General features: G+C 66.3%; 21 protein-coding genes. 18 read left to right on the top strand and 3 right to left on the bottom strand.

The features are described 5' to 3' along the window. The first annotated feature begins 182 nt into the window (after positions 1–182). From C7450_RS03055 to C7450_RS03015, 9 genes are all read left to right on the top strand, one after another. Positions 183–1,247: an ABC transporter substrate-binding protein gene (locus C7450_RS03055; RefSeq protein ID WP_110372883.1), complete on the top strand. Its 1,065-nt coding sequence runs from the start codon at positions 183–185 to the stop codon at positions 1,245–1,247. Between the two features lie 78 nt (positions 1,248–1,325). Then, a complete protein-coding gene (locus tag C7450_RS03050; RefSeq protein ID WP_110372882.1) occupies positions 1,326–2,435 on the top strand; it encodes an ABC transporter ATP-binding protein in 1,110 nt (369 codons plus the stop codon). Continuing rightward, positions 2,413–3,297 carry an ABC transporter permease gene (locus tag C7450_RS03045; RefSeq protein ID WP_170147014.1) on the top strand — a complete coding sequence of 295 codons (885 nt, stop codon included), beginning with the start codon at positions 2,413–2,415 and terminating at the stop codon, positions 3,295–3,297. The genes C7450_RS03050 and C7450_RS03045 overlap by 23 nt, the downstream gene beginning before the upstream one ends. Next, on the top strand, positions 3,297–4,142 hold the full coding sequence (locus C7450_RS03040; protein WP_110372880.1) for an ABC transporter permease: 846 nt from the start codon (positions 3,297–3,299) through the stop codon (positions 4,140–4,142). The genes C7450_RS03045 and C7450_RS03040 overlap by 1 nt, the downstream gene beginning before the upstream one ends. Continuing rightward, positions 4,139–5,899, top strand: a complete 1,761-nt coding sequence (locus C7450_RS03035; protein WP_110372879.1) for a M28 family peptidase — start codon at positions 4,139–4,141, stop codon at positions 5,897–5,899. The genes C7450_RS03040 and C7450_RS03035 overlap by 4 nt, the downstream gene beginning before the upstream one ends. Before the next feature lie 3 nt (positions 5,900–5,902). After that, positions 5,903–6,697 carry an SDR family NAD(P)-dependent oxidoreductase gene (locus tag C7450_RS03030; protein ID WP_110372878.1) on the top strand — a complete coding sequence of 265 codons (795 nt, stop codon included), beginning with the start codon at positions 5,903–5,905 and terminating at the stop codon, positions 6,695–6,697. Then, a complete protein-coding gene (locus tag C7450_RS03025) occupies positions 6,694–7,758 on the top strand; it encodes a ketopantoate reductase family protein (RefSeq protein ID WP_110372877.1) in 1,065 nt (354 codons plus the stop codon). Before C7450_RS03030 ends, C7450_RS03025 begins: the two co-directional genes overlap by 4 nt. A 24-nt stretch (positions 7,759–7,782) precedes the next feature. Beyond that, positions 7,783–8,100 (top strand): NIPSNAP family protein, encoded by a 318-nt coding sequence (locus C7450_RS03020; RefSeq protein ID WP_110372876.1) that lies wholly within the window; start codon positions 7,783–7,785, stop codon positions 8,098–8,100. Positions 8,101–8,103: 3 nt separating this feature from the next. Beyond that, positions 8,104–9,954 (top strand): gamma-glutamyltransferase family protein, encoded by a 1,851-nt coding sequence (locus tag C7450_RS03015; protein WP_110372875.1) that lies wholly within the window; start codon positions 8,104–8,106, stop codon positions 9,952–9,954. Between the two features lie 328 nt (positions 9,955–10,282). On the opposite strand, the gene C7450_RS03010 is transcribed toward C7450_RS03015, so the two are convergent. After that, complete coding sequence (locus tag C7450_RS03010; protein WP_110372874.1) at positions 10,283–10,864, bottom strand: peroxidase-related enzyme; 582 nt, start codon at positions 10,862–10,864, stop codon at positions 10,283–10,285. 11 nt (positions 10,865–10,875) lie between these two features. Then, the gene (locus tag C7450_RS03005; protein WP_110372873.1) at positions 10,876–11,379 is read right to left on the bottom strand and encodes a CMD domain protein; all 504 of its coding nucleotides are present in this window, start codon (positions 11,377–11,379) and stop codon (positions 10,876–10,878) included. A 197-nt stretch (positions 11,380–11,576) separates the two neighbouring features. On the opposite strand from C7450_RS03005, the gene C7450_RS03000 reads away from it, so the two are divergent. From C7450_RS03000 to C7450_RS02960, 9 genes are all read left to right on the top strand, one after another. Further along, the gene (locus C7450_RS03000) at positions 11,577–12,614 is read left to right on the top strand and encodes a LysR family transcriptional regulator (RefSeq protein ID WP_425351146.1); all 1,038 of its coding nucleotides are present in this window, start codon (positions 11,577–11,579) and stop codon (positions 12,612–12,614) included. Positions 12,615–12,637: 23 nt separating this feature from the next. Next, positions 12,638–14,116, top strand: a complete 1,479-nt coding sequence (locus tag C7450_RS02995; RefSeq protein WP_110373232.1) for an NAD(P)-binding domain-containing protein — start codon at positions 12,638–12,640, stop codon at positions 14,114–14,116. Then, on the top strand, positions 14,103–14,963 hold the full coding sequence (locus tag C7450_RS02990) for an alpha/beta fold hydrolase (protein WP_110372871.1): 861 nt from the start codon (positions 14,103–14,105) through the stop codon (positions 14,961–14,963). Before C7450_RS02995 ends, C7450_RS02990 begins: the two co-directional genes overlap by 14 nt. Further along, positions 14,960–15,883: an ABC transporter permease gene (locus C7450_RS02985; RefSeq protein ID WP_110372870.1), complete on the top strand. Its 924-nt coding sequence runs from the start codon at positions 14,960–14,962 to the stop codon at positions 15,881–15,883. Before C7450_RS02990 ends, C7450_RS02985 begins: the two co-directional genes overlap by 4 nt. Then, complete coding sequence (locus C7450_RS02980) at positions 15,880–16,731, top strand: ABC transporter permease (protein WP_110372869.1); 852 nt, start codon at positions 15,880–15,882, stop codon at positions 16,729–16,731. Before C7450_RS02985 ends, C7450_RS02980 begins: the two co-directional genes overlap by 4 nt. 4 nt (positions 16,732–16,735) lie before the next feature. Continuing rightward, positions 16,736–17,917 (top strand): M24 family metallopeptidase, encoded by a 1,182-nt coding sequence (locus C7450_RS02975; RefSeq protein ID WP_110372868.1) that lies wholly within the window; start codon positions 16,736–16,738, stop codon positions 17,915–17,917. A gap of 48 nt (positions 17,918–17,965) precedes the next feature. Continuing rightward, complete coding sequence (locus C7450_RS02970) at positions 17,966–19,462, top strand: ABC transporter substrate-binding protein (RefSeq protein ID WP_110372867.1); 1,497 nt, start codon at positions 17,966–17,968, stop codon at positions 19,460–19,462. Positions 19,463–19,493: 31 nt separating this feature from the next. After that, positions 19,494–21,770 (top strand): molybdopterin-dependent oxidoreductase, encoded by a 2,277-nt coding sequence (locus tag C7450_RS02965; RefSeq protein WP_110372866.1) that lies wholly within the window; start codon positions 19,494–19,496, stop codon positions 21,768–21,770. Positions 21,771–22,060: 290 nt separating this feature from the next. Next, complete coding sequence (locus C7450_RS02960) at positions 22,061–23,458, top strand: chloride channel protein (RefSeq protein ID WP_110372865.1); 1,398 nt, start codon at positions 22,061–22,063, stop codon at positions 23,456–23,458. A 292-nt stretch (positions 23,459–23,750) separates the two neighbouring features. Here the strand turns inward: C7450_RS02960 and cysW are convergent, their stop codons facing one another. Then, entirely contained in the window at positions 23,751–24,617 is an 867-nt protein-coding gene (cysW, locus tag C7450_RS02955; protein ID WP_110372864.1) for a sulfate ABC transporter permease subunit CysW, read from the bottom strand. Position 24,618 lies beyond the last annotated feature (1 nt).

The following is a 24,618-nucleotide window of genomic DNA, read 5'->3' as shown; positions in this document are numbered from 1 at the left end:
CTGGCTTCGCGATAGGCATATTGCTGCTCAAAAAATTCATATTTTGCGCATGAGAGTCGCATTCATATCTATTGACTGCGTATCAAACCGACGTTTAGCATTACGCATTGCGTATCATAAAGCCGCTTTTGCGCAAATACACAGCCAAAGCGCCAAAGGCAACGAACAGAGAGGGTGCAACGATGTCGGCGAAAGCCCTGTTATTCGCGACGAGTCTCCTCGCAGCAGCCGTGGCAAGTGGTCCGGCGGCGCTGGCGCAGGCTGAGCGGGATGCGAAGATCTCTTTTTTCATGTTCGCAGGTTCCGGCTCCGACGTGGTGCCGAAGGAAGTCATCGCCGATTATCTGAAGAAAAATCCGAAGGTCGGCATCGATATCGTCGAGACGACAAACGCGATCATCTATCCGAAGATGGTCACCGCGCGTCGTACGACACCGGACCAGCCGCTCGTCCATTGCGGCTTCTTCAATGCCGATACAATCAATCGCGGCGATGCCGATGACATGTGGGAAACGCTGAACAAGGCGAACATCCCCAATATGGCGAATACGCTGCCGTCCTATGCGCGTCCTGAGGCCCGCGGTGTTCCCTACCAGGCGATGGGCATCGGCCTGCTCTACAATACGCGCGTGATGAAAGAGCCGCCGACCTCCTGGAGCGTGCTCTGGAGCCCGGACAGCCGGGGCAAGATCGTCACTTTTGATAATGACCTGCGGCTTGTTGGCCTTGTCTCGAAGCTCAACGGTGCCGATGAAAAGAATCCCGACATCGGCTTCAAGCTCTTGTCCGAAAATGCCAAGAACTTCCGGGCCCTGGTCGATTCCAACGACGCGCTCAAGAATCTCGTGATCAGCGGCGATGCCCCGATCGCACCGTGGTTCTCGTCCGTCTCGGATGTCTGGATCAAGGAAGGCTCTCCCGTGGGCTTTGCCGTGCCGAAGGAAGGGGCGATCGCCTTCCCGATCTATATGGCGATTGCGAAAGGCGTGACGCCGGCCCAGCGCGCCGTCTGTGAGGATCTCCTCAATGAGCTTCTGACGCCGGACCGGGCAGGCCGCTATGCGCTCGTCACGTCGTCGATACCCCTCGTCACCAATGCGACCTTGTCCAAGGAGCAGGTCGAGAATCCCATTCTCAACCCTGCCATCGCAAAGAACGCTGTTCAGATCGATTTCGCCTATATCGCGACCGTCGCCGCCGACTGGCGTGATCGCTGGGCGCGCGAGATCAAGCTGAAGATGCGTTGAGTCGTCGGTGGGTCGTGCCGCGCGCACCGCCCGCGAAGTCTTATCCTTTAACGTGGATCGTATCCGGGACCTAGCCACGTGTCAGGAACTGTAGAACTGGTCGGCGTGACGAAGCGTTTCGGCTCGCATCTTGCGGTCGATGCCATTTCGTTCGGGATCGGCAGCGGGGAGTTCTTCTCGCTGCTGGGGCCGTCGGGCTGCGGCAAGTCGACGACGCTTCGGATGCTGTCGGGTTTCGAGGCGCCCGATGAAGGCATAATCCGCATCGCCGGACAGGACATGGCTGATGTGCCGCCCTACCGGCGGCCGACCAACATCGTCTTCCAGCGCTGGGCCTTGTTCCCGCATATGAGCGTCGAGGCCAATGTCGCCTTCGGGCTGGAGGCGGAAGGCCGGCCGCGCGCCGAGATCCGCAGCCGGGTCGGCGACGCGCTGGCGCTCGTCGGCCTGTCGGGCTTCGCCGCGCGCAAGCCCGGCCAGCTTTCCGGCGGGCAGATGCAGCGCGTGGCGCTGGCGCGCGCCCTGGTGAAGCGGCCGAAGGTGCTGTTGCTCGACGAGCCCCTGAGCGCGCTCGACCTCAAGCTGCGCCACCAGATGCAGATCGAGCTGAAGCGCATCCAGCAGGAGATCGGCACGACCTTCGTCTTCGTTACCCACGACCAGGGCGAGGCGCTTGCCATGTCGGACAAGGTCGCCGTCATGAACGCCGGCCGGGTGGAGCAGATCGCTTCCCCGCAGGAGCTTTATGACGCGCCGGCGACGCGCTTCGTGGCGGGCTTCATCGGCCATGCCAATCTCCTGCCGGTGACGGTGGACGGCGTGGCCAATGGGCTGGCGATGGTCCGGCTCGGCGACCTCCATTTTGCCGCCGCGCTGCGCGAGACGTCCATCGGGGACATGCCGTCCGGGGAGGCGATCCTGGCGCTGCGCTTCGAGCGGGTGCGCATCGGCGCGGGACCTGCGGCGGAAGCGGCCGGGGCAGCGGGAGCCGGCGTCGCGCGCGCGACCGGCGTCGTGCGGCAGATGATCTTCGGCGGCGCCAGCGTGCAATATGTGGTGGGGCTCGATGCCGCACCGGTGGAGATCACCGCCGAGCAGCCCCATGGCGCGGGCGCCCCGGTCTTCGCCCAGGGCACCCCCGTCACCCTCTCCTGGGAGCCCGCCGATGGCCGCCTCTTCAAGGCGTGACGGCGGCGCGGCGGGGCGCGCGAAGGCCGAGCGCTCGGCCTGGGTGCTGCTGACGCCGATGTGCCTCCTGATGGCGGTGGCCTTCATTCTGCCGGTCGGGCTTTTCCTGCTCTACAGCTTCTATCGTTTCCGGGGTGGGCGGCTCGAGGAGACCTTCACCCTGGAGACCTACTGGCGTTTCATGACGGATGAGCTCTATCTCATCACGATCTACGACACGCTGCAGCTCGCGGTGCTGGCGACACTGCTCTGCCTGGTGATCAGCTATCCGCTGGCCTATGCGATGTGGCGCATGCGCAGCCCCGGATTGCAGAAGCTCATCGCCTTCATCGTCTTTGCGCCGGTTCTCGTCAGCGTCGTGGTCCGCAGCTACGGCTGGACCGTCGTGCTCGCCGACCAGGGACCGGTGAACTTCATCCTGACCCGCCTCGGCCTGACCTCCGGGCCTGTATCCCTCGTCTATAACATGACGGGCACGGTCATCAGCCTCGCCCATGTCTTCCTGCCCTTCGTCGTGTTTCCGATCCTGGCCTCCATGCTGCGGCTCGACCCGACCCTGCGCGAGGCGGCGGAAGACCTCGGCGCGAGCTGGTGGAAGACCTTCCGCAGCATCACGCTCCCCCTCACGCTTCCCGGCGTCGTGGCGGGCGCGCAGATCTGCTTCACCCTGTCGCTCGGCTCCTTTGTCACGCCGGCGATCCTGGGCGGCGGACGCGTGCTCGTGTTGCCGATCCAGATCTATACCGCCACGAGCGACATCAACTGGCCGGTCGCGGCCGTCGGCGGGCTCTGCCTGCTCGTCATGGCCTTCATCGCGGTGGTCGCCTTCGGGCGCCTGTCGCAATACAGCGAGGCCGTGTGATGGCGGCTCGCATTGCTCGCGCCGGAAGGCTGCCGGCCTGGCGGCATCTCGCGCTCGGGATCTTCACGGTGGCGGCCGTCGTCTTCATCCTGGCGCCGCTCGTCATCGTGATCCTGACCTCGTTCTCCGCCCAGAGCTACGCGATTTTCCCGCCGGAGGGCTATTCCCTGCGCTGGTATGCGAACCTCGCCGCGCAGACCACCTTCTATGTCGCGGCCCTGCGGAGCCTCATCCTGGCCTTGGTCGCCACCGCGGCATCGCTGGTGATCGGCACGATGACCGCCTATGCGCTGGTGCGCTATCGCCCGCGCGGCCATTCGGCGCTCAAGGCAATTTTCCTGTCCCCCGTCGTTCTGCCCAAGATGGTGCTTGGCGTCGCGGTCTTCATGCTGGTCATCAAGATCGGCTTCTACGGCAGCAGCTGGAACCTCGTTCTCACCCATACCCTGATCTGCGTGCCGTTCGTCATCGCCATCGTCGCGGCATCGCTGGCCAATTTCGACTGGTCGCTGCAGGAGGCCGCCCTCGATCTCGGCTCGAAGCCGCTCCCCACCTTCCTCAAGGTCATCCTGCCGCAGATCTCCGTCAGCGTCTTCATCTCCGGGCTCTTGGCTTTCGTCACGTCCTTCGACCAGGTGGAAACGACGATGTTCCTGATGCGCCCGGGCGAGAGCACCCTGCCGATCGAGATGTTCCTCTATCTGCAGCGTTGGCAGGATCCGACCATTGCCGCGCTCTCATCCGTCCTGATCGTCTTCGCCATCTTCCTGCTCGTCATGACGAGCCTCGTGCTGGGCCGGCGCAAGATCACCACCCTGCAGACCTCAGCGGAACCTCAACCATGAACGACATCGCGCTCCACGCGCTTGCCGCGCGCGTCGAAGGCCCGCGCCTGATGAACCATCTCACGGCTTTCGCGCGATGGACGAAACATGCGGGAACGCAGGGTGAGCTGGACAGCCTGGCCTATGTCCGCGCCGAGCTCGACGCCTATGGCTACGCGACCGAGCTCATCCTGCATGACGCCTATATCAGCCTGCCGGGACGGGCGTCGGTTACCGTTGCGGGCGAGACCCTGCCGGCCATCACCCAGTCCTTTTCGCGGAGCGCCCCGGAAGGCGGCCTCGCAGGCGAGGTCGTGCCGGTCGGCTCGGGCAGCCCGGCGGATTTCGCCGCGCGTGACGTGCGCGGCAAGATCGTGCTGGTGGAGGGCATCGCGACGCCCGCGGTCTCGCAGCGCGCCGGCCGTGCCGGGGCGATCGGCCAGATCCACCTCAGCCCGAGCGTCCACGCGCATGAGATGTGCATTTCACCGGTGTGGGGCAGCCCGACGGACGAAACCGTCGGCGATCTCCCCGCGACCGTCGTCGTGACGCTCGCAAAGGCCGATGGCGACCGCCTCAAGGACAAGCTCGGCGCGGCCCCGGATACGCCGGTCACGCTCAATGCCGTTGTCGACACGGGCTGGCGCAAGACGCCGATCCTCGTCGCGTCACTGGATCGCGCCGGCGCCGCGGCGGATGAGCCCTTCGTCCTGTTCTCCGGCCATCACGACACCTGGTACTACGGCGTCATGGACAATGGCGGCGCCAACGCCACCATGCTCGAAGTGGCGCGGCTCTGTGCCGAGGCGAGGAGCGAATGGCGGCGCGGCCTCAAGATCTTCTTCTGGTCGGGCCATTCCCAGGGGCGCTACTCCAGCTCGACCTGGTATGCCGACACGCACTGGGAAGAACTCGCCACCCGCGCCGTCGCCCATGTGAACATCGACTCCACCTGCGCCAAGGGCAACACGGTGCTGACGGATGTGCAGGCGGCGGCCGAGCTCGTCCCCTTCGGCCGCAAGGTCATCCGCGCCGAGGGCGATCAGGAGCTGTTCGGCCATCGCATCACGCGGGCGGGCGACCAATCGTTCTGGGGCATCGGCATTCCCGCCATGTTCTCGAACCTCGGCGAGCAGCCGGCGAGCGGCGCCGCGCCGGCCGCCTCCTTCCTGTTCGGCGGCCCGAACAAGCAGGGCGCCGGCACCGGCTGGTGGTGGCACACGCCCGAAGACACCCTCGACAAGATGGATGAGGCGATCGGGGTCCGCGACACGCGCGTCTATCTGCATGCCGTGGCGGGGCTTTTGACGGCCGAGATCCTGCCGATCGACTACGCGGCCCATGCGGCCGTGCTTCTTGCGCAGATCGACGGCTTCGCCAAGAGCCTGGGCGAGCGTTTCGATCTCGCGCCGCTCCGGACGCGCGCCGAAGGCCTGAAGGCAAGGGCGGAGGCGCTGGCGACACAGGTCGCCAAGGGCGTCAAGGACAAAGAAGCCGGCCGGATCAATGCCTGCCTGATGGCGGTGTCGCGCGCCCTGGTGCCGGTCGACTACACCTCCGGGGACCGCTTCGACCATGACCCGGCGCTTGCCCAGCCCGCCTATCCGTCCCTGGCGGCCCTCGGCCGGCTCGCGGCGACCGAGCCGGGATCGGATGCCGAGAAATTCGCGACCGTTGCCGCGCGGCGCGGTGTGAACCGCGTGCTCTTCGCCCTGCGTGAAGCCAATGCCGCGCTCGTTACCTGCCTCGCCGATCTCGCTTCGGGTAAGGGAGCCTGACCCATGCGCCTTTCAGGCCACACCGCCTTCGTCACGGGAGCCGCCGGACTTCTTGGCCGCGCCATCGTCGCCGATCTCAGGCGCGAGGGTGCAAAGGTCGTCGCCTCAGACATCAATGCCGAGGGATTGGCGGCGCTTGTCGCCGGCGCCAAGGCCGATGGTCCTTCGCTCGCGGCCGTTATCGGTGACGTCACCGCCGAGAACGACGTCGCGCGGATGGTCGATGAAGCGGACAGGCTGGCCGGCCCGGTGGATATCCTGGTGAATTGCGCCGGCAAATATCTGAACCAGCCGGTTGTCGCCATGACGGTCGAGGAATGGGACCGCGCCATGGCCTTGAACCTGCGCAGCACCATGCTGATGTGCCGCGAATACGGCCGACGCTGGATCGCCGCCGGGACGCGCGGCGCGATCGTCAACATCTCGTCAGGCGCCGGCACGTCCGCACGCGCCGGCAGCGCGCACTATGCGGCGGCCAAGGCCGGCGTGAACATGCTGACTGAGGTGCTCGCCATCGAATTCGGCCGGGAGGGAATCCGGGTCAACGGCGTGGCGCCGGGGGTCGTGCTCGACCATGTGGTCGAGGAGGAAAGCCCGGATAATCACGCCTATATCAACCTCAGCCTGCGCGGCATCCCGCTCGGGCGAACGGGCCGGCCGGACGACATCGCCCGGGCCGTCAGTTTCCTCGCGTCCGACGACGCGGAATGGATCAACGGCGTGACGCTCGAGGTTAACGGCGGCTCGCATTGCGGCCGCACCCATGTGCCGCTCACCTTCGACGCCAATTTCAAATGAACGCGATCACCGCCAAGGAACCCATCCTGATCATCGGCGCCGGCGCCATCGGCGGCACGCTCGCGGCCTCTCTCACGGCAGCGGGCGAGCATGTGGTAGCCGTCGACGGCAATGCCGCCCATGTCGAGGCGATCCGCGCGAATGGCCTTGTGGTTTCAGGGGTGCGCCCCCTCCACGTGCGGGTGGAGGCGCATCATCCGTCGACGCTCGTCGGCGCGTTCAACCGGGTCATCCTCGCGGTGAAGGCCAAGGACACGGAGGCGGCGCTCGCCACGGCGCAGGCGCATCTGGCGCCGGATGGCTGGGTGCTTCCGCTGCAGAACGGCCTCGGCATGCTCGCCGTCGCGGCGGCGGTCGGGCAGGAGCGCACCGTCGGCGCCGTCATCGCCATCGGCGCCCACTACAAGGTGCCGGGTCAACTGGCGCTCCTCGGCTATGGCGAAACCCACGTCGGCGAGCTCGATGGCGTGGCGCGGCCCCGCACCCATGAGGCGGTCGCGTTGCTCAGCCATCTCCAGCCGGCCGAGTTGACCGGCAATATCCTCGGCCATGCCTGGGGCAAGCTGGTCCTTGCCGCGATCTATTCGGCGACGGCGCTCGCCGACCGCGATGTCCCGGCACTCTACGATGATCCCGAGGCCTGCGCCATTCTCGCGGCGGCCGGCAGCGAGGTGGTCACGGTGGCGCTGGCGGAGCGCGCGCAGCTCGAGCCGGCGGACGGCCTGGAGCCGATGCGGCTGCTCGATCGCGACAGCCTTGCCTTCGGCCCCGACGATGTGTGGTCCGGCCAGCGCGCGGCCTGGCGGCGCTACGCCAACACGCGCACCGGCATCTGGCGCGATCTCGCCGAGCTGCATCGCCCGACCGAGGTGAATGCGATGCTCGCGCCCGTCGTGGCCGCGGCGCGGCGGCATGCCATCGCAACGCCCTGTCTCGACCAGCTTCTTGCGCTCGTCCGCAGGGCCGAAGCGCATGAGATCGCGCTGGGGTCGGCGACATTCATGCAGTTGGCGCCGCGCACGAACAGCCGCGACGGAAAGCCGGCCACGGCCCCTTTTTAACCGTCCCAGCAGGAAGATAACCCGATGATCTATGAGCTTCGCCACTATACGCCTGCCCCGGGCAAAGCTGACGCCCTGGCGCGCCGTTTCGAGGAGCATGTCTTCCCGCTTCTCGCCAAATATAGCTTCAAAGTGCACGACTACTGGGAGACCACCGATGGCGCCCGCGAGATCTGGTATGTGATGGAATGGGCCGATGAGGCGGCGATGAAGGCTGGATGGGACATGTTCCGCGACGATCCCGCCTGGGCCGCCGCCAAGGCCGCCACCGAGACCGATGGTCCGCTTACGGCGGGGTTGCGTTCCATTGTCCTGAAACGCCCCGGCTATTTCCGCCGCTGAGCCATGGTCACCGTCTATTCCAACGGCCCCTTTACCACCCGGCCGGAAATCCGCGGGACGTTCGGCTGTGCTGCGGCCACGCACTGGCTGGCGGCGGCAACGGCGATGCGTATCCTTGAACGGGGCGGCAATGCCTTCGATGCGGCGGTTGCCGCGGGCTTTGCGCTGCAGGTCGTCGAGCCGCATCTCAACGGCCCGGCGGGCGAGGTCCCCATCCTTTTCTATGATGCGCGGAGCGGCAAAGCCGAGGGCATCTGCGGACAGGGCGTAACGCCGGCAGCCGCGACGCCTGAACGCTTCCGTGAACTGGGGCTCGATATGGTGCCCGGCACCGGACATCTCGCCGCCTGCGTGCCCGGTGCTTTCAGTGCGTGGCTTCTGCTCCTGCGCGACCACGGAACGTTGCGGCTCAGGGACGTCCTGGAGCCGGCCATCGCCTTCGCCGGCGGCGGCTTTCCCCTGACGCTCCGCGTGGCGCGTACGATCGAATCCATGCGCGGGCTCTTCGAGAGCGAGTGGACCGATTCCGCGGCCGTGTATTTTCCCCACGGAAGGGCTCCGGAGGCCGGCGCGCTGTTCCGCAACCCGGCACTGGCCGCGACCTATCGGCGGATCGTCGATGAAAGCGAGGGCGGCAGCCGCGAGGCTGAACTGGGGAAAGCCGAAAGGCTCTGGTACGAAGGCTTCGTCGCCGAGGCCATCGATCGCGCGAGCCGGTTGGCGGTGCTCGATTCCTCCGGCAGACGCCACGCCGGGCTTTTGACCGCGGATGATCTGGCGCGCTGGCGGGCAAGCTATGACGCGCCGGTCAGCCGCGACTACAATGGCGTGACCGTTCTGAAATGCGGTGCCTGGACGCAGGGGCCCGCCTTCCTGCAATGGCTCGGTTTGCTCGAGGGGTTCCCGCTCGGCGATCTCGATCCGCTGGGGGATGAATTCGTCCATCTCGTCACCGAGACGGGCAAGCTCGCCCTGGCCGATCGCGATGCCTGGCTCGGCGATGGCGACGCGCCGCTCGACGCGCTCCTTGACCCGGCCTATATTGCGCAGCGGCGCGCGCTCGTTACGGCGGCAAGCTCGGCGGAATTTCGGCCCGGCGCGCCGGGAGGGCGGGAACCCGCCGCCATCCCGCTGCGGGAAGCGGTGGGTAAGGCGCCGGCGGGTGCCGGCGAGCCCACATTCCAGGCAGCGCTCGGCGAGCCGACTTTCCAGGCCGGTGGCATCGCTGAGGCGGCGCTCGCGGCCCATGTCGAGCGGCGCGAGGGTGACACCTGCCACATCTGCGTGACGGACCGGCACGGCAACATGGTGGCCGCCACCCCGTCCGGCGGCTGGCTGCAGGCGAGCCCGGTCATCCCCGAGCTCGGCTTCGGCCTGTCGACGCGCACGCAGATGTTCTGGCTCACGCCGGGCCTGCCTTCGTCGCTGGCGCCCGGCAAGCGTCCGCGGACGACGCTGACGCCGACGCTGGTCCTGCGGGACGGCTTGCCCTATCTCGGCTTCGGAACCCCGGGCGGGGATCAGCAGGAGCAATGGTCCATGGCCTTCCTGCTCAGGGTGCTCCACCACGGTTACGGCTTGCAACAGGCAATCGACGCACCGGCCTTCCACACCAGCCATCTCATCGCGTCGTTCTGGCCGCGGGACTTCAAGCCCCGATCGTTGACCGTGGAAGGGCGCTTTTCGCCGGAGGTCATCGCCGCCCTAGACAGGCGCGGCCATGACGTGACGGTGGCAGGCGACTGGACGCTCGGCCGATTGTGCGCGGTCGGCCGCGAGACGGCGGAGGGCGCCCCGATCCTGCGCTCCGCCGCGAACCCACGCGGCATGCAGGACTACGCGGTGGGGCGATAGGCTGAATCGACATTCGAGACTTGCCGTAAGAGTTATCACCGTCATCACCGGGCTTGTCCCCGAAATCGGATTTATCCGAATTTCGGCTTTTGGTCAGGAACGCGGCAACAGCCGAGTTCCAATGATCCCGATCGGAAAGGCGCCTCGATATATCGGGATGGCAACGGAACTCGGCTGTTGCCGAGTTCCGCGTTGGACAGACTGAAGTCGGGCAAGCCCGACTTCAATGACAAGCCCGGCCATGACAGCTGAAAGCGCTGAATGTCGATTGATCCTGGAGCAAGTCCGACTTGGATGGTGTCGGACGATTCCATTCAAGCCCCTGTCCTCAGGCGGACGGGCGCCGCGGCTCGCCGAGCGTGTGCATGAGCCGGTTGGCCCAGCCGAAGATGGCGGCCGAGAGCACGAGGTCGGCCATTTCCAGCGCCGACAAGCCGGTGTCGCGCAGCGCGACGGCATCCTTGTGCGTCACTGCCGGCGGTGTCTCTGACAGCTTCACCGCGAAATCGAAGATCGCCTGCTGGTGTTCCTCCAGCTCGGCCGCCGGTCCGTCGGCGAAGATCCGTGCGATGACGTCGGTTCTTTCCGTCAGGCGGTTGAACTGGGCTGCATGGACCGAAGCGCAATACACGCAACGGTTGACGATGGAGGCGCCGACCGCGCCGAGCTCGCGCTCAGCGCGTGACAGGCCGTCGCGGCCATACATGATGGCGTTGAAGAGCGGCGAGCGCACGGCGAGCGATTCCGGATCATGCGCCAGGGTCAGCACATAGTCCGACACCTTCTTGTTGGAGGGCGTCACCTTCATCGCGTCGAGCTGCTCGGGGGTCGCCTCATCGAGCCGGACCGGCGTGAGATAGGGCGACCATTGCAGGGGCTCGGCGGTGAAAGTGTGGACCGGTTCGCTCATGACAGTTCCCTTCACATCACGTCCTGGAGGCAGCGAAAGCCGGCGATGACGCGGGCCTGGTAATTCACGAAGGCCGCAAGCTCTGAGAGCCGCACGATATCGGCCTCGTCGAGCCCGGCCGCCCTCAGCGCCTCGATGTCGGCGCGGGTGGCTTCGCGGGGTTCGCGCGTCACCAGATCGACGTGCCGGACGATGGCTGCGAGCCGCCGCTCCGCCGGCAGGGACTCTGTCGTCGCCACCGTGGCGGCGAGGTCTTCGGCCGCTTGTCCCGATCCGGCTTCCTGGAGCAGGGCCCGATAATGCGCCGCCAATGCGTCGTTGCCGAGCCATGCGGCCATGCGCGCGGCTAATGCGGCGCGCAGGGCATGGCTCAACCCTCCGGGCGTCTTCGGCCGCAGAACGGCTTCGTGGCTCGCGTCGCTCAGCCGCATGATTTCGGCCCGTGCCTTCAAGGCCTCCGCCAATGGCGATCCGCTGCCGATGCCGGCGAGCCGCTCGATGATGTCAGTCTGCATTGCGTCGCTGCTCCCATGCGCAGGCCGTCCAGCCCGGCGCTTCAACCCGTTGTCACCCGTCTGGCGGCCCGCAACTTAATATGCGTTTTCCAAATTTATATTGCCATATAATTCAAATCATAGATAGTAGGATGCGCAGAGGGGCAGTGGAGCCACGCAAAAGCTTCACTGTTGATAAAAATGATAGAAATAATAAGATACGAAATATGAATTTTGAGACATTAGACCTCCGGCAGCTGGATGCTTTCGCCGCCGTCATGTCGGCCGGCAGCATCACCGGTGCTGCGCGCCTGCTTGGGCGCTCGCAGCCAGCCGTGACGCGTCTCATTCAGGAGCTCGAGGCCAATCTCGGCTTTGCGCTCTTGCATCGCAACGGCCCTCGCATCACGCCCACCAACCGCGGGGTTCTGTTCCACGAAGAGGTCGAGCGGCTGCTCGTCAGCCTTAAGCACATGCGCGAGCGCGCCCTCGCCATCAGCCAGGATGCTCCGCTCGCCATCGAGATCGCCGCAATTCCCGCCCTGGCGGCCGGCCTCGTGCCGCGGGCGCTTGCGGTCATCGATGCAGCGGTGATGCCGAAGCAGGTGCATGTCCAGTCTGCACCTGCGGAACGCGTGGTGCAGTCGGTGTTGGCGCGTTCTGCGGATGTGGGCTTCGCGAGCCTTCCGCTGGAGCATCCCGGCCTCGATATCCAGTGGATCGGCGAGGCCCCCTGTGTGGCGGCTGTGTCGGCGAGCGATCCGCTCGCGCGCGGCGAGGTGGTTCGTCTCGCCGATCTCGCCGACCGACGTATCGTGACCATGGCCAATCCCTACCGGCTGCGCGGCCGGATCGACGAGGCCCTGGCGAAAGCGGGCGTGAACCCATCCGACATTCTCGACACCAACGCATCCTTCACGGCGCTCGGTGTCGCGCGGTCCGGCCTCGGGGTGGCGCTGGTCGAGCCGGCGACCGCCTACAGCCTGCCGATCGAGGGCTTGGCGATCCGGCCGCTCGACGTCCACATCCCCTTCGTCTTCGGCATCGTCACGCCGCTCGCGAAACCGCTGACTCCTGGCGTCGAGGCCCTGATCAGCGCCTTCGATGTCGTGTCCGCCGCGCTCGTGCCGCGGCTGAAGCGACTCGATCCCGGCGGGCGCGAGAGCCTCGCCGACGTCCTCTATGGTCACGACCGCCGGCCCCCCGGCGAGGACGGTGACCGATCCGCTCCCGGTGAGGAAGGGACCGACCAATGACAGTGACTGCAGACGCGACCGCGATGACCGCCGGTGCCGATGCCATCGGGCTCGAAGCCCTGGAGGCGCGGCTGCGGCAGGACCTCGCCTGGCTCGAACTGCCGGCCAAGCCGTGGGTGCCCGAGCGCGTCGCTGACGGCGAGACGGTGCGTGACGTGGTGATCGTCGGTGCGGGAATGGCCGGGCTCGTCGCATCGGCCATGCTGAAGCGCTACGGCGTTGCCAATCACGTCGTCTACGACAAGGCACCGGCCGGGCGGGAAGGGCCGTGGGTCACCTATGCCCGCATGCAGACCCTGCGCTCGCCGAAGCAGCTCACAGGCCCCGCCATGGGCCTGCCGGCCCTGACCTATCGCGCCTATCATGAGGCGCGCTTCGGTCTCGCGGCCTGGGAGGCGCTCGACAAGATCCCGCGCGAGATCTGGATGGACTATCTCGTCTGGTATCGGCGGGTGCTCGACCTGCCGGTGGTCAACGAGACGACCATCACCCATGTGGCGGCGCGTCCTGACGGTCTTCTTGACGTGGCCATCAAGCAGGGCGGCCAGCCCGGCCGCGTCATCGCGCGCCATCTCGTGCTGGCCACCGGCCGCGATGGCCTCGGCGGCCCCTATGTGCCTGACTTCGTCAAGCGGCTCGATCCGCGCTTCTGGGCGCATTCCGCCGACGCGATCGATTTCGAAGCGTTGAAGGACAAACGCGTCGGTGTGGTCGGCGCGGGCGCCTCGGCCATGGACAATGCCGCGACCGCGCTCGAGGCCGGCGCCGCCCGGCTCGACCTCTTCATTCGCCGCACGGACATTCCGCGCATCAACAAATTCACCGGCATCGGCAGCCAGGGCGTCGTCCATGGCTTTGCCGGCCTGCCGGATGAGTGGAAGTGGCGCTTCCTGCACACGACGCTGTCGGCACAGACGCCGCCGCCGCGCGACAGCACCTTGCGCGTTTCACGTCACCCCCATGCCTTCTTCCACCTTGGCAGCCCGGTGACGGACGTTCACGAGAAGGGCGATCATCTCGAAATCGTTACGCCCAAGGCGCGCTACGCCATCGATTTCATGATCTTCGCCACGGGCTTCAACGTCGATCTCGGCCTGCGGCCGGAATTGGCCGCCTTCGCACCCTATATCCGCTTCTGGGGGGATCGCTTCGCGCCGCCCGACGGCATGGCGAATGCCGAACTCACCTATTCGCCGGATCTCGGGCCGAGCTTCGAATTCCTGGAGCGCGAGCCCGGCACCTGTCCTGCGCTCCGTTCCATCCATGCCTTCAATTTCCCGGCGACGCTCAGCCACGGCAAGCTCTCCGGCGACATCCCGGCGATCAGCGAGGGCGCGGAACGCCTCGCGCGGGGCATCGTGCAGGCCCTGTTCGTCGAGGATCGCGAATTGCACTACGCCAATCTCGTCGCCTTCTCGACGCCGGAACTTGTCGGCGACGAATGGGTCGATGCGGATCAACGGAACGAGGCAAAGCAGGGGCTCGATCATGCAGCCGAGTGAAGCACGCCGCATCGCACTCAACGGCGCGACCTTCGTCTATGACGTCGCCGGCGACGACAAGGATGAGACGATCGTCGTGCTCCACGGCGGGCGCGGGATCGGCGACCACAGAGGCGACTTCAAAGCGTTCCTGCCGCTCGCGGACCGCTATCGGCTCCTGGCCTATGATCAGCGCGGCTGCGGGCTCTCCTCGCTCACGCCGCCCTACAATTTCGAGCAATATGCCGACGATCTCGAGGCATTCCGCCAGACGCTCTGCGGCGGCCGGCGCATCATCCTGATCGGCGGCTCCTTCGGCGGCATGATCGCGCTGACCTATGCGGTGAAATATGGCAGCCGCGGCCTCTCGCGGCTCATCCTGCGCGGCACGGCGCCGAGCCACCACCATGAGGCGGAAGCGGTCGAGAACTTCAAGGCGCGCCTCCACAAGGCCACCAGCGCCTCGCTCGGCATGGTGGAGAAGATGTTCTCGGACAAGGTGGTCGACGATACCGAGCTCCGGCTCATCTGGCTCGCGCTGCAGCCGCTCTATTTCGAGACATTCGACCCGGACGCCGCACTGGAGCGCACGCGCGTCATGCATCTTCACGCCGAGACGCACAACGCGCTGTTCACCGCCAAGGACTATGACCTGCGCGACAAGCTCCCCGCTATCGACGTGCCGACCCTGGTCGTTGTCGGCGGCGCGGACTGGATCTGCCCGCCGAGCCAGTCGCGGCTGATCGCGGAGAAGGTGCCGGGCGCGGAACTCCTGGAGATCGAAGGCGCCAATCACGCGGTGCATGTCGAGGCCAACGCGCGCGTGCTCGCCGGCATTCGCGACTTTCTCGCCAGGACCGCCGCGTGATCCGCTACGTCATCGGCAAACTCGGCGAGGCGATCGTCGCCGTCTGGGGCGTGGTCACGATCGTCTTCTTCGTGACGCGCCTCCTCGGCGACCCGGCGGCCCTGTTGCTGCCGGTCGGCGCCTCGGCGGAACAGCTCGATGCCTTCCGCGCCGCGCTCGGGCTCGATCAGCCGCTCTGGCAGCAATATCTGAGCTTCCTCGCCCAGGCCGTGCAGGGCGATTTCGGGCAGTCCTTCGTCTTCAACCGTCCCGCCATCACCGTCGTGCTCGAACGGATGCCGGCAACGATCACGCTCGCGGTGACGGCGATGGTGTTTGGCGTGCTGATCGGCGGCGGCGCGGGCGCCATCGCGGCGACCCAGCGCGGCAAGTTCGCCGAATTCGCCGTGATGACGCTCGCACTGCTCGGCCAGGCGACGCCGGTCTTCTGGCTCGGCATCATGCTGATCCTGTTCTTCGCCGTGGACCTCGGCTGGCTGCCGACCGGCGGCTACGGCAGCCTCGCCCATCTCGTGCTGCCGGCCTTCACACTCGCTGTCTTCGTCAGCGCCTCGATCGCGCGGCTCCTGCGATCGAGCCTCCTTGATTCCATGAAGGAGGATTATGTGCGCACGGCGCAGGCCAAGGGCTTGCCGCCCGGGCAGGTCTTCGTCTGGCATGCCTTGCGCAACGCCCTCATCCCCGTCGTCACCATGGTCGGCATCCTGTCCGGCGAACTCCTTGGCGGCTCGGTTGTGACGGAAACCGTTTTCGCCTGGCCCGGCGTCGGCCGGCTCATCGTCCAGGCCATCGAATCCAAGGATTTTCCCGTGGTGCAGGCGGGCGTCGCGGTGATCGCCACCGTCTATGTGAGCATCAATTTCCTGGTCGACCTGCTCTACGGCGTGCTTGATCCGCGCATTCGGAGGAAAGGGCAATGAAGGCTTTTCTCCGGGCCCTTGTGCAGAGCCGCGGCGGGCTCTTCGGGATCCTCATCCTCATGCTGCTCGTCGCTGGCGCGTTGCTCGCGCCCACGCTCGGCCTGCCGGATCCGGTCCGCGGCGACCTCCGCGCGCGCATGGCGCCGCCGACCTGGACCGGCCTCTTCGCGCCCGGCGCTCACCCGCTCGGCACGGACCAGCTCGGCCGCGACATCCTGAGCCGCATCGTCTACGGCAGCCGGATCACGCTGACGATCGGCGCCTATGCCGTCGTGCTCGGCGGCATCGTCGGGGTCATGCTCGGCATCGTCGCCGGCTATTGCGGCGGCATCACCGACCGGCTCCTGATGCGGCTCGTCGACATCCAGCTCGCCATACCGCTCATGCTGCTGGCGCTGCTCGTGGTCGCCGCGCTTGGACCGAGCCTCACCAATCTCGTCATCGTGCTCGCGCTGACGAGCTGGATCCGCTACGCGCGCATCATCCGCGGCCAGGTGCTCGCCCTGCGCGAGCGCGAATTCGTGCAGTCGGCACGGACCATCGGCGCGAGCACGGCGCAGATCATGCTGCGGCATATCCTGCCCAATGTCATGACGCCGGCCCTCGTCGTCGCGACGCTCGAACTCGCGCGCATCATCATCATGGATGCAGCCCTCAGCTTCCTCGGGCTCGGCGTCCAGCCGCCTGCCGCGAGCTGGGGGCGCATGCTCGCCGAGGGCAGGGTCTATATCTCAACCGCCTGGTGGGTCGTGACCTTTCCCGGGCTCGCGATCATGCTCACGGTGTTGAGCGTCAACCTGCTCGGCGACTGGCTGCGCGACTATTTCGACCCAAGGCTGAGGACCTGACGACATGAACACGATGTCCCATCAACCCCGTCTCGAACGCCTGCGTCGGCGCATGGAAGAAGCCGGCATCGACGTGATGCTGTGCTTCAAGCCGGAAAACAGCTTCTACCTCACGGGGTTCAACCCGATCATCTACAGCCATCCGGTTGTGGCTATCCTGCCGCGCGAGGGCAAGGCCTCCATGCTGGTGCATGCGCTGCGCGACGACCATGCGCGCGCCTCCACATTTCTCGAGGACATCCGCCTCTATGGCGCCTGGTCGACCAAGGTCACCATGGGGCCGAGCTGGCTCGAAGCCCTCAAGACCATGCTCACGGAAGGCGGCTTCGCTGAGGCGGTCGTCGGCATCGAGGAAGATTTCCTCCCGATGACACGCTATCGCGACCTGCAGGGCATCCTGCCGGGGGCGCGCTTCGCCGATGTCTCGCAGCTCGTCTTCGAGACGCGGCTCATCAAGGATGCGGACGAGATCGCGAATGCCCGCGCGGCCGCCGCCATCGCCGATGTCGGCATGTATGCAGCCGTCGATGCGGTCGGCCAGGGCGGGAATGAACGCGAGATCGCCATCACCTCCATGGCCGCGATGAACCGCTACTGGGCCGAGACCTATCCCGACGCCGAGGTTTGTGATTTCGGCAGCCTCGAAGGGGGCGTGCAGAACGGACTGTGGACCTGGGTGTTCACCCACGAGCGGATTTTCATGAACTGCGACAACCCGACGGTGCGCAGGCCCGTCAAGGGCGAGCCGGTCTTCATCGACATCTGGACGATCGTCAACGGCATTCATGCGGAGAATGAGCGCACGGTCGCGGTGGGCACGCTGCCGGACGAGATCAAGCGCGCGATCGAGTCCATCATCGCCATCCGCGAGAGCATCGTGCCGCTGATCAAGCCGGGTACGCCGATTTCCGAGCTTTATGCCCAGGCGCGCCGGGGGCTGGAGGAGAACGGCTACGGCCGGTTCCTGCCGGGCCGCATCGGCCACGGCATCGGGCTCGGCGCCCATGAGGGGCCTTCGCTCGATGCGAAGACGAGCTTTCCGCTGGAGGCGGGCATGCTCCTCACGCTGGAGCCGAACCTGCGCATGCCGGGCGTGTGCGGCACCCAGATATCCGACACGATCCTGGTGACGGAGACAGGCTGCGAATGTCTCACCCGCTCGCCCAACGGCTTTCTGCAAGTCTGAACCTGCAAATCTGGAAGAACCTGCAAGTCTGAAAAAAGGGGAACTGTCATGCGTCACTGGTCACGGATTATCGGTGCGACAGCGGCGGTGGTCGCGGTCAGCCTGCCGGTCTTGGCGAGCGCTGAAACGCTCACCATCGCGCTCGGCACGAACGTCAATACGCTTGATCCGCATATGTCGGCATCCGTCGGCACGGACTTGAGCGTCCTCAGCCATATCTATCCTTCGCTCGTCATCCGCGGGCCGGATCTGAAGCTCCAGCCTGCCGTGGCGAAGTCCTGGAAGCAGGTGGACGATCTCACCTGGCGTTTCACGCTTGTCGATAACGCCAGCTTCGCCAATGGCGAGAAGGTCGACGCCGAGGCGGTGAAATGGAACCTGGACCGCGTGCGCGACCCCAAGGTCAACGCGCGCATCAAGGCTTGGTTCGACCTCGTCAAGGACGTGAAGGTGGTGAGCCCCACCGAGATCGAGGTGACGACCTCGGCGCCCTATCCGGCTTTCGCCGACCAGCTCTCGATGTTCTTCCTCTTGCCGCCGCAATGGGCAGCGAGCCACAAGCCCGCCACCGAGACGCTCTCCGGCGGGCGCTATGAACTCGCCGAGAACGTGCCGGGCGATCACATCACCCTGAAGGCCAATCCCAAGTGGTGGGGCGAGAAGCCGGCCTTCGACACCGTGATCTTCCGCAATATCCCGGAGAGCGCGAGCCGCGTCGCCGCGCTTCTGGCCGGCGAGGTCGATCTCATCACGAGCATCCCGCTCACCGAGGTCAAGCGCATCAAGGACAGCGGGAGTGCTACGGCCGGCTCCGTGCCGAGCACGCGCAGCCTGTTCATCAAGTTCAACACGCAGAAGCCGCCGTTTGACAACAAGGTCTTCCGCCAGGCCCTGAACTATGCGGTCGACAAGCAAGGCATCACAGAGGCCATCTTCGATGGCGCGGCGGACGTGTCCCAATGCCAGGTGCTGTCGCCGAACTATTTCGGCTTCAATCCGGACCTGAAGCCCTACCCCTATGACCCCGCCAAGGCGCAGCAGCTCCTGAAGTCCTCGGGCGTCGATTTGAGCCAGCCCATTGCGCTCGACGTGCCGACCGGCGTCTATCTCCAGGGCACGGAAGTCGCGCAGGTCGTTGCCGACCAGCTCACGCAGGTCGGCCTGAACCTGAAGATTTCCGAGATGGATTTCAGCACCTATATGAACAAATATCTGCGCTCGCGCGAGCTGGCGCCGATGTCGGTGCTGGCGCAGGCCTGGCCGACGATCGATGCGGATGGATTGCTCACGCTCTTTGCGCCGGGCAACCAATATGCCTATTGGGACAACGCGGCCTTCGGCAAATTGCTCGAACAGGGCCGCTCGACCACCGATAAGGCTGCGCGGCAGGGCTTCTACACCAAGGCGACCGCGCTGATGTGCGAGGAGGCGCCGGCGCTCTTCCTCTATGTGCAGCCGGCGACCTATGGCACATCGAAGCGCGTGTCCTGGGCCGCGCGTGGCGACGACTGGGTGCGGGCGTTCGATCTGAAGCCCGTGCAGTAGCGAGCTTCACGCAGAATATTCGGAGTAAAGCATGCACCTCTTCGGCACGCATTTCGGCACCTATGAGGTTGTGCATGACGGCGAGGGGCGGCCGGAACTGCGTGGCTTCCGGCACGATCCGAGGCCCTCGCCGATCGGCGCGGGTTTCCTCGAGCTCGCCGATCACCCCGAGCGCCTGCGCCAGCCCATGGTGCGGCAAGGCTGGCTTGATACCGGCGAGGGCGCGCGCGACGGCAGCGGGCGCGGCCGTGAGCCCTTCGTCCCGGTAGACTGGGATACGGCCGTAAGGCTGGTCGCCGACGAGATCACGCGGATCCGGGCGACGCACGGCAACACGGCGATCTTCGCCGGCTCCTACGGCTGGGCGAGCGCCGGGCGCTTCAACCACGCGCCGAGCCAGCTCAAGCGCTTCCTCAATCTGTGCGGCGGCTTCGTGTCGTCGGTCAATACCTACAGCTACGGTGCTGCCGCCGTGCTGCTGCCGCATGTCATCGGCCCGGCCTTCGTCGGCGCCACCGATGCCGCGCCGAGCTGGGATCTCATCGCCGCCCATGCGCGGATGGTCATCTCCTTTGGCGGCTTCCGCCTCACCAATGCCCAGGTGGAAGCCGGCGGCACCGGCCAGCATCGCGCCGAGCGCTGGCTGGAGCGCCTCGTGGCGAAGGGCGTGCGCGTCGTTGTCGTGAGCCCCGTCGGGACGGACGTGCCCGATATCGCCGGACGCGCGCAGATCGAGCATGTCGCCATCCGCCCGAACACGGATACCGCCGTCATGCTGGCGATGGCTGAGGTCCTGCTGGCGGAGGGCCTCGCCCGGCGCGATTTCCTCGATCGCTACACCACCGGCTTCGACACCTTCGCCGCCTATCTCACGGGTGCCAGCGACGGCGTCGCCAAGACGCCGGAATGGGCGGAGGCCATTTCCGGAATGCCGGCGGAGACGATCCGCGGCCTGGCACGCGCCTTCGCCGAGGCCCCCGCCCTCGTCAACGCCTCCTGGTCCCTGCAGCGCGCGCGCTTCGGCGAGCAGCCCTATTGGGCGGCGATCGCGCTGGCGGCGATGGCCGGGCAGATCGGCCGGCCCGGCGCGGGCTTTGCCTTCGGGCTCACGGCGGTGAGCTCCGTCGGCCAGCCCATCCGCCACCTCAAGGGGCCCGCCCTGCCGCAGGGACCGAACCCGGTCAAAGCCTTCATTCCGGTGGCGCGCATCACCGAACTGCTGACGCGTCCGGGGGAGAGGCTCGCCTATAACGGCCGCGATCTCACGCTGCCGGACATCCGGCTCGTCTGGTGGGCCGGCGGCAACCCTTTCCACCACCACCAGGACCTCAACCGCCTCGCCGAGGCGTGGCGCCGCCCGGAGACGGTCATCGTCAACGAGAGTGTGTGGACGGCGACCGCCCGCCACGCGGATATCGTGCTCCCGGCGAGCCTGCCCTTCGAGCGCGACGATATCGCCGCGTCCTCACGTGACAACTGGCTGGTCGCGAGCCGGCAGATCATGGCGCCGCCGCCGGGCGTGCTGAGCGACTTCCGCATTTTCGCGCGCATCGCCCGGGAACTGGGACTGGAGGAGGCCTTCACCGAAGGCCTCAACGAAGACGGCTGGCTGCGCCGGCTCTATGGCGGCTACCGCGAGCGGCACCCGGAGCTGCCGGATTTCGAGACCTTCCAGGCCGAGGGCTATGCCGGCCTCGATCTCGGCGAGGAGGCGGCCGCCCCCGGCGTGCCCTTCGCCGATTTCATCGCCGATCCCTTGGCCCATCCGCTCGCGACGCCCTCGGGGCGCATCGAGATCGTGTCGGACACGATCGCCGGGTTCGGTTATCCCGATATTGCCGGCCATCCCGTCTGGATGCCGCCGGAGGAATGGCTCGGCGCGCCGCTCGCCGAGACCTATCCGCTGCATCTCCTGTCGCCCCAGCCGGCGCATCGCCTGCACAGCCAGCTTGAACTCGTCGGGGAAAGCCAGCGCGCCAAACGGACTGGACACGAGGTCGCGCTGCTCAATCCCGTGGACGCGGGGTCGCGCGGCATCGCTGACGGCGACATCGTCGAGATCTTCAACGATCGCGGCCGTAGTCTGGCCGCCGCGCGCCTCTCCGCCGAGGTCATGGCCGGCGTCGTGGTGTTGCCGACCGGCGGCTGGTTTGATCCGGTGGTAATGCCGGACGGCACCAGCGTGGACCGGGGCGGCAACCCCAATGTGCTGACGTCGGACCGTCCGACGTCCCACCTCACGGGCGGCGCGGCGCCCAACAGCTGCCTGGTGGACGTGCGGCGAGCCCAGAGCAAATCCGGCCTATAGGGAACCGTCCGGTTTCACATAAGATTTTGAATTTGCTCGTTAATTATATTTAAGTGGAGCAAGTCCGCAACAGACGGACTTGCTCTGAGCACGCCCGGTCTCGCGCGACGTTCTTCCAGCAGTGCGCGCCTCCGGCCCCCCGCGCGCTGCCGCCTTTTCCCCGGCGTTAGCCCCCTTGCGGCAATGCGTCCACCTCGCGGCTGGACTTGAGCGCTGCGGGCAGGCAGGTTAAGCCTCTGCGCATCTGACGATTTCTCCTCGAAATCTGACTAAAATGGAGAGGTTTATCCTTGCTTAAGCCCCGTCGCACAGGAAGGGCGAAGCTGTGGCGCAGATCCCGTGTCATCTGGGGTAATGCAGCACAGTGGAAGCCAAGGCTCGTCTTCTGGCTGGGTGCCATCTCCATTGGCATTTTCGGGGTTTTTTTCGCAAAGGCTGCGGACTTCGCGCAGGCAATATTCCACGCCATTCGTGGGTCCGGCGAGTGGGGCTATCTTATTCCTCTTGCCTTGACGCCTGTCGGCTACCTCGTTTGCGCCTATCTGACATTGAGAATTGCGCCGAACGCGCAGGGCAGCGGCATTCCCCAGGCCATGGCCGCCCAGAACATCGTGACGCAGGCCGGGCGGGCACGGCTGCTCTCGCTCAGGATCGCCGTCGTCAAGGTCGTCATGACCATCGTCGGGCTCGGCTGCGGCGCCTCGATCGGACGCGAAGGCCCGACGGTGCAGGTCGGCGCCTATATCATGCAACTGTCGGCGCGCTGGGGCGGTGTCGGCAACGCCCGCGGTCTCATTCTCGCCGGCTCGGCGGCAGGCATCGCCGCCGCCTTCAACACGCCGCTCGCCGGTATCGTGTTCGCCATCGAGGAGATGAGCCGCTCCTATGAGTCGCGGGCCAACGGGCTTGTCCTGAATGCCGTCATTCTTTCGGGCCTTGCCGCCCTCGCGCTCGTCGGCAACTACACCTATTTCGGCGAGACCCATGAGGTAATGCTGCAGGCGCACGACTGGCTGCTGGTGATCGCCTGCGGCGTGGCGGGTGGCTTCCTCGGCGCAGCCTTCAGCCTCGCCGTCCTGCGCGGGACGCTGCGTCTGAAGCGCTGGGCCCAGCCGCAGAAGATGCTCAGGCTCGTTCTGGCCGCCGGGGTCTGCGGCTTCCTGGTCGCAATCCTCGGCGTCGTCTCGGATGGAAATGCCTTCGGCTCCGGTTACGAGCAGGCCCGCCACGCCATCGAGGGACAGCCGGCGCCGCCGCTCTATTTTCTGAGCAAGCTGCTCGCGACCTTTCTTTCCATGATGTCCGGCATTCCAGGGGGCATTTTCGCGCCGTCGCTCTCGGTGGGCGCAGGTCTCGGCAGCAGCATCGCCCTCCTTCTGGGGAGCAAGGTTGGCCTTGGCGCTCTGTTCGGTATGGCCGGTTACTTTGCCGGCGTCGTTCAATCGCCGATGACGGCCTTTGTCATCATCCTCGAGATGACGGAGAGCTCCGACAATATCCTCGCCTTGATGACGGCGTCCGTGCTGGGCTACGTCACGTCCCGGCTGATCTGTCCAGAACCGCTCTATCACGGCCTCGCCCGCAACTTCCTGGCGGAGGACCTGCGCGCCACGCGCGCTGAGGATCGCGCGCCGGCTAATGCTTCCGCCAGCGCTTCAGACGCTGTCGCCACCGCTCCGGAGCGTTGAGGATGAAGAAGAAGCCGACGATGACGACGGCCCCGATGACGAGCGAAACGGCGATGACTTCCCAGGTATTGAGAATGTAAGTTTCTTCGCCCATACCAGCCACACAACCCGTCAGATTAAAAACCCGGCAGCTCCAGATGAGCTCAATCGGGGCCAATCTAGAGCATTGGCCCGCGCAAGGGAAAGCTCATTCCGGTAGGCCCGGCGCGCATCACGCGCATGGACGATGGCCGACGGATTTGATCTTGCTCCTTGACAGGCGGTCTCGTCGCGAAGTCTGGCGGGGAAGGCCTTATCCGGCGCCGCCGATCCGCCGCTCGATAATCGCCTTGATGAGAAGCGTGATGAGCGCGATCACCGTCAGTGTGGAGGCTGCGGCAAAGGCGCCGGCGGCGTTGTAGTCGTTGTAGAGTAGCTCGATCTGCAACGGCAGGGTGTTGGTTTCGCCGCGGATGCGGCCGGATACAACCGAGACCGCGCCGAACTCGCCGATGGCCCGCGCGCTGCACAGCACCGTGCCATAGAGCAGCGCCCAGCGGATATTCGGGAGGGTGACGCGCCGGAAGATCTGGAAGCCGGTCGCGCCCAGCGTGGCGGCGGCCTCTTCCTGCTCGGATCCCTGCGCCTGCATGAGCGGAAGCAGTTCGCGCACCACGAAGGGGCTCGTCACGAACAGCATGACGAGCACGATCGCCGCCGGCGTGAACATGATGCGGATGTCGTGATCGGCGAGCCACTCGCCGAAGAGGCCCTGCGAGCCATAGACGAGCAGATAGGCGACGCCGGCGACGATCGGCGAGATCGAGAAGGGGATCTCGATCAGGCTGATCAGGGTCTTCTTGCCGGGGAAGCGGAACTTCGCGATGGCCCAGGCCGCCGCCACGCCGAAGACCATGTTGATCGGCACCGCGATCAGCGCGGTGACGGCGGTCAGCCAGATCGCGTGCAGCGTCTCGGGCTGAACGATGGACGCGCGATAGGCGGCGAAGCCGCGTGAGAAGGCCTGGGCGAAGATTACGGCGACGGGCGCGACCAGGAAGAGGGCGGTGAGCACGAGCCCGGCCGTGATCAGCACGCGCTGCCCCGACCGCGTCGTCCGCCCGTTGGCGCCGACGGCGGCCGCCTGCGGGAAGGCGCGCGCCGGGTCCAGTGCAGCCATA

This window comes from Chelatococcus asaccharovorans (genome assembly GCF_003201475.1).
GTDB classification, from domain to species: Bacteria; Pseudomonadota; Alphaproteobacteria; order Rhizobiales; family Beijerinckiaceae; genus Chelatococcus; species Chelatococcus asaccharovorans.
This window is presented reverse-complemented; position numbering and strand designations above follow the sequence as displayed.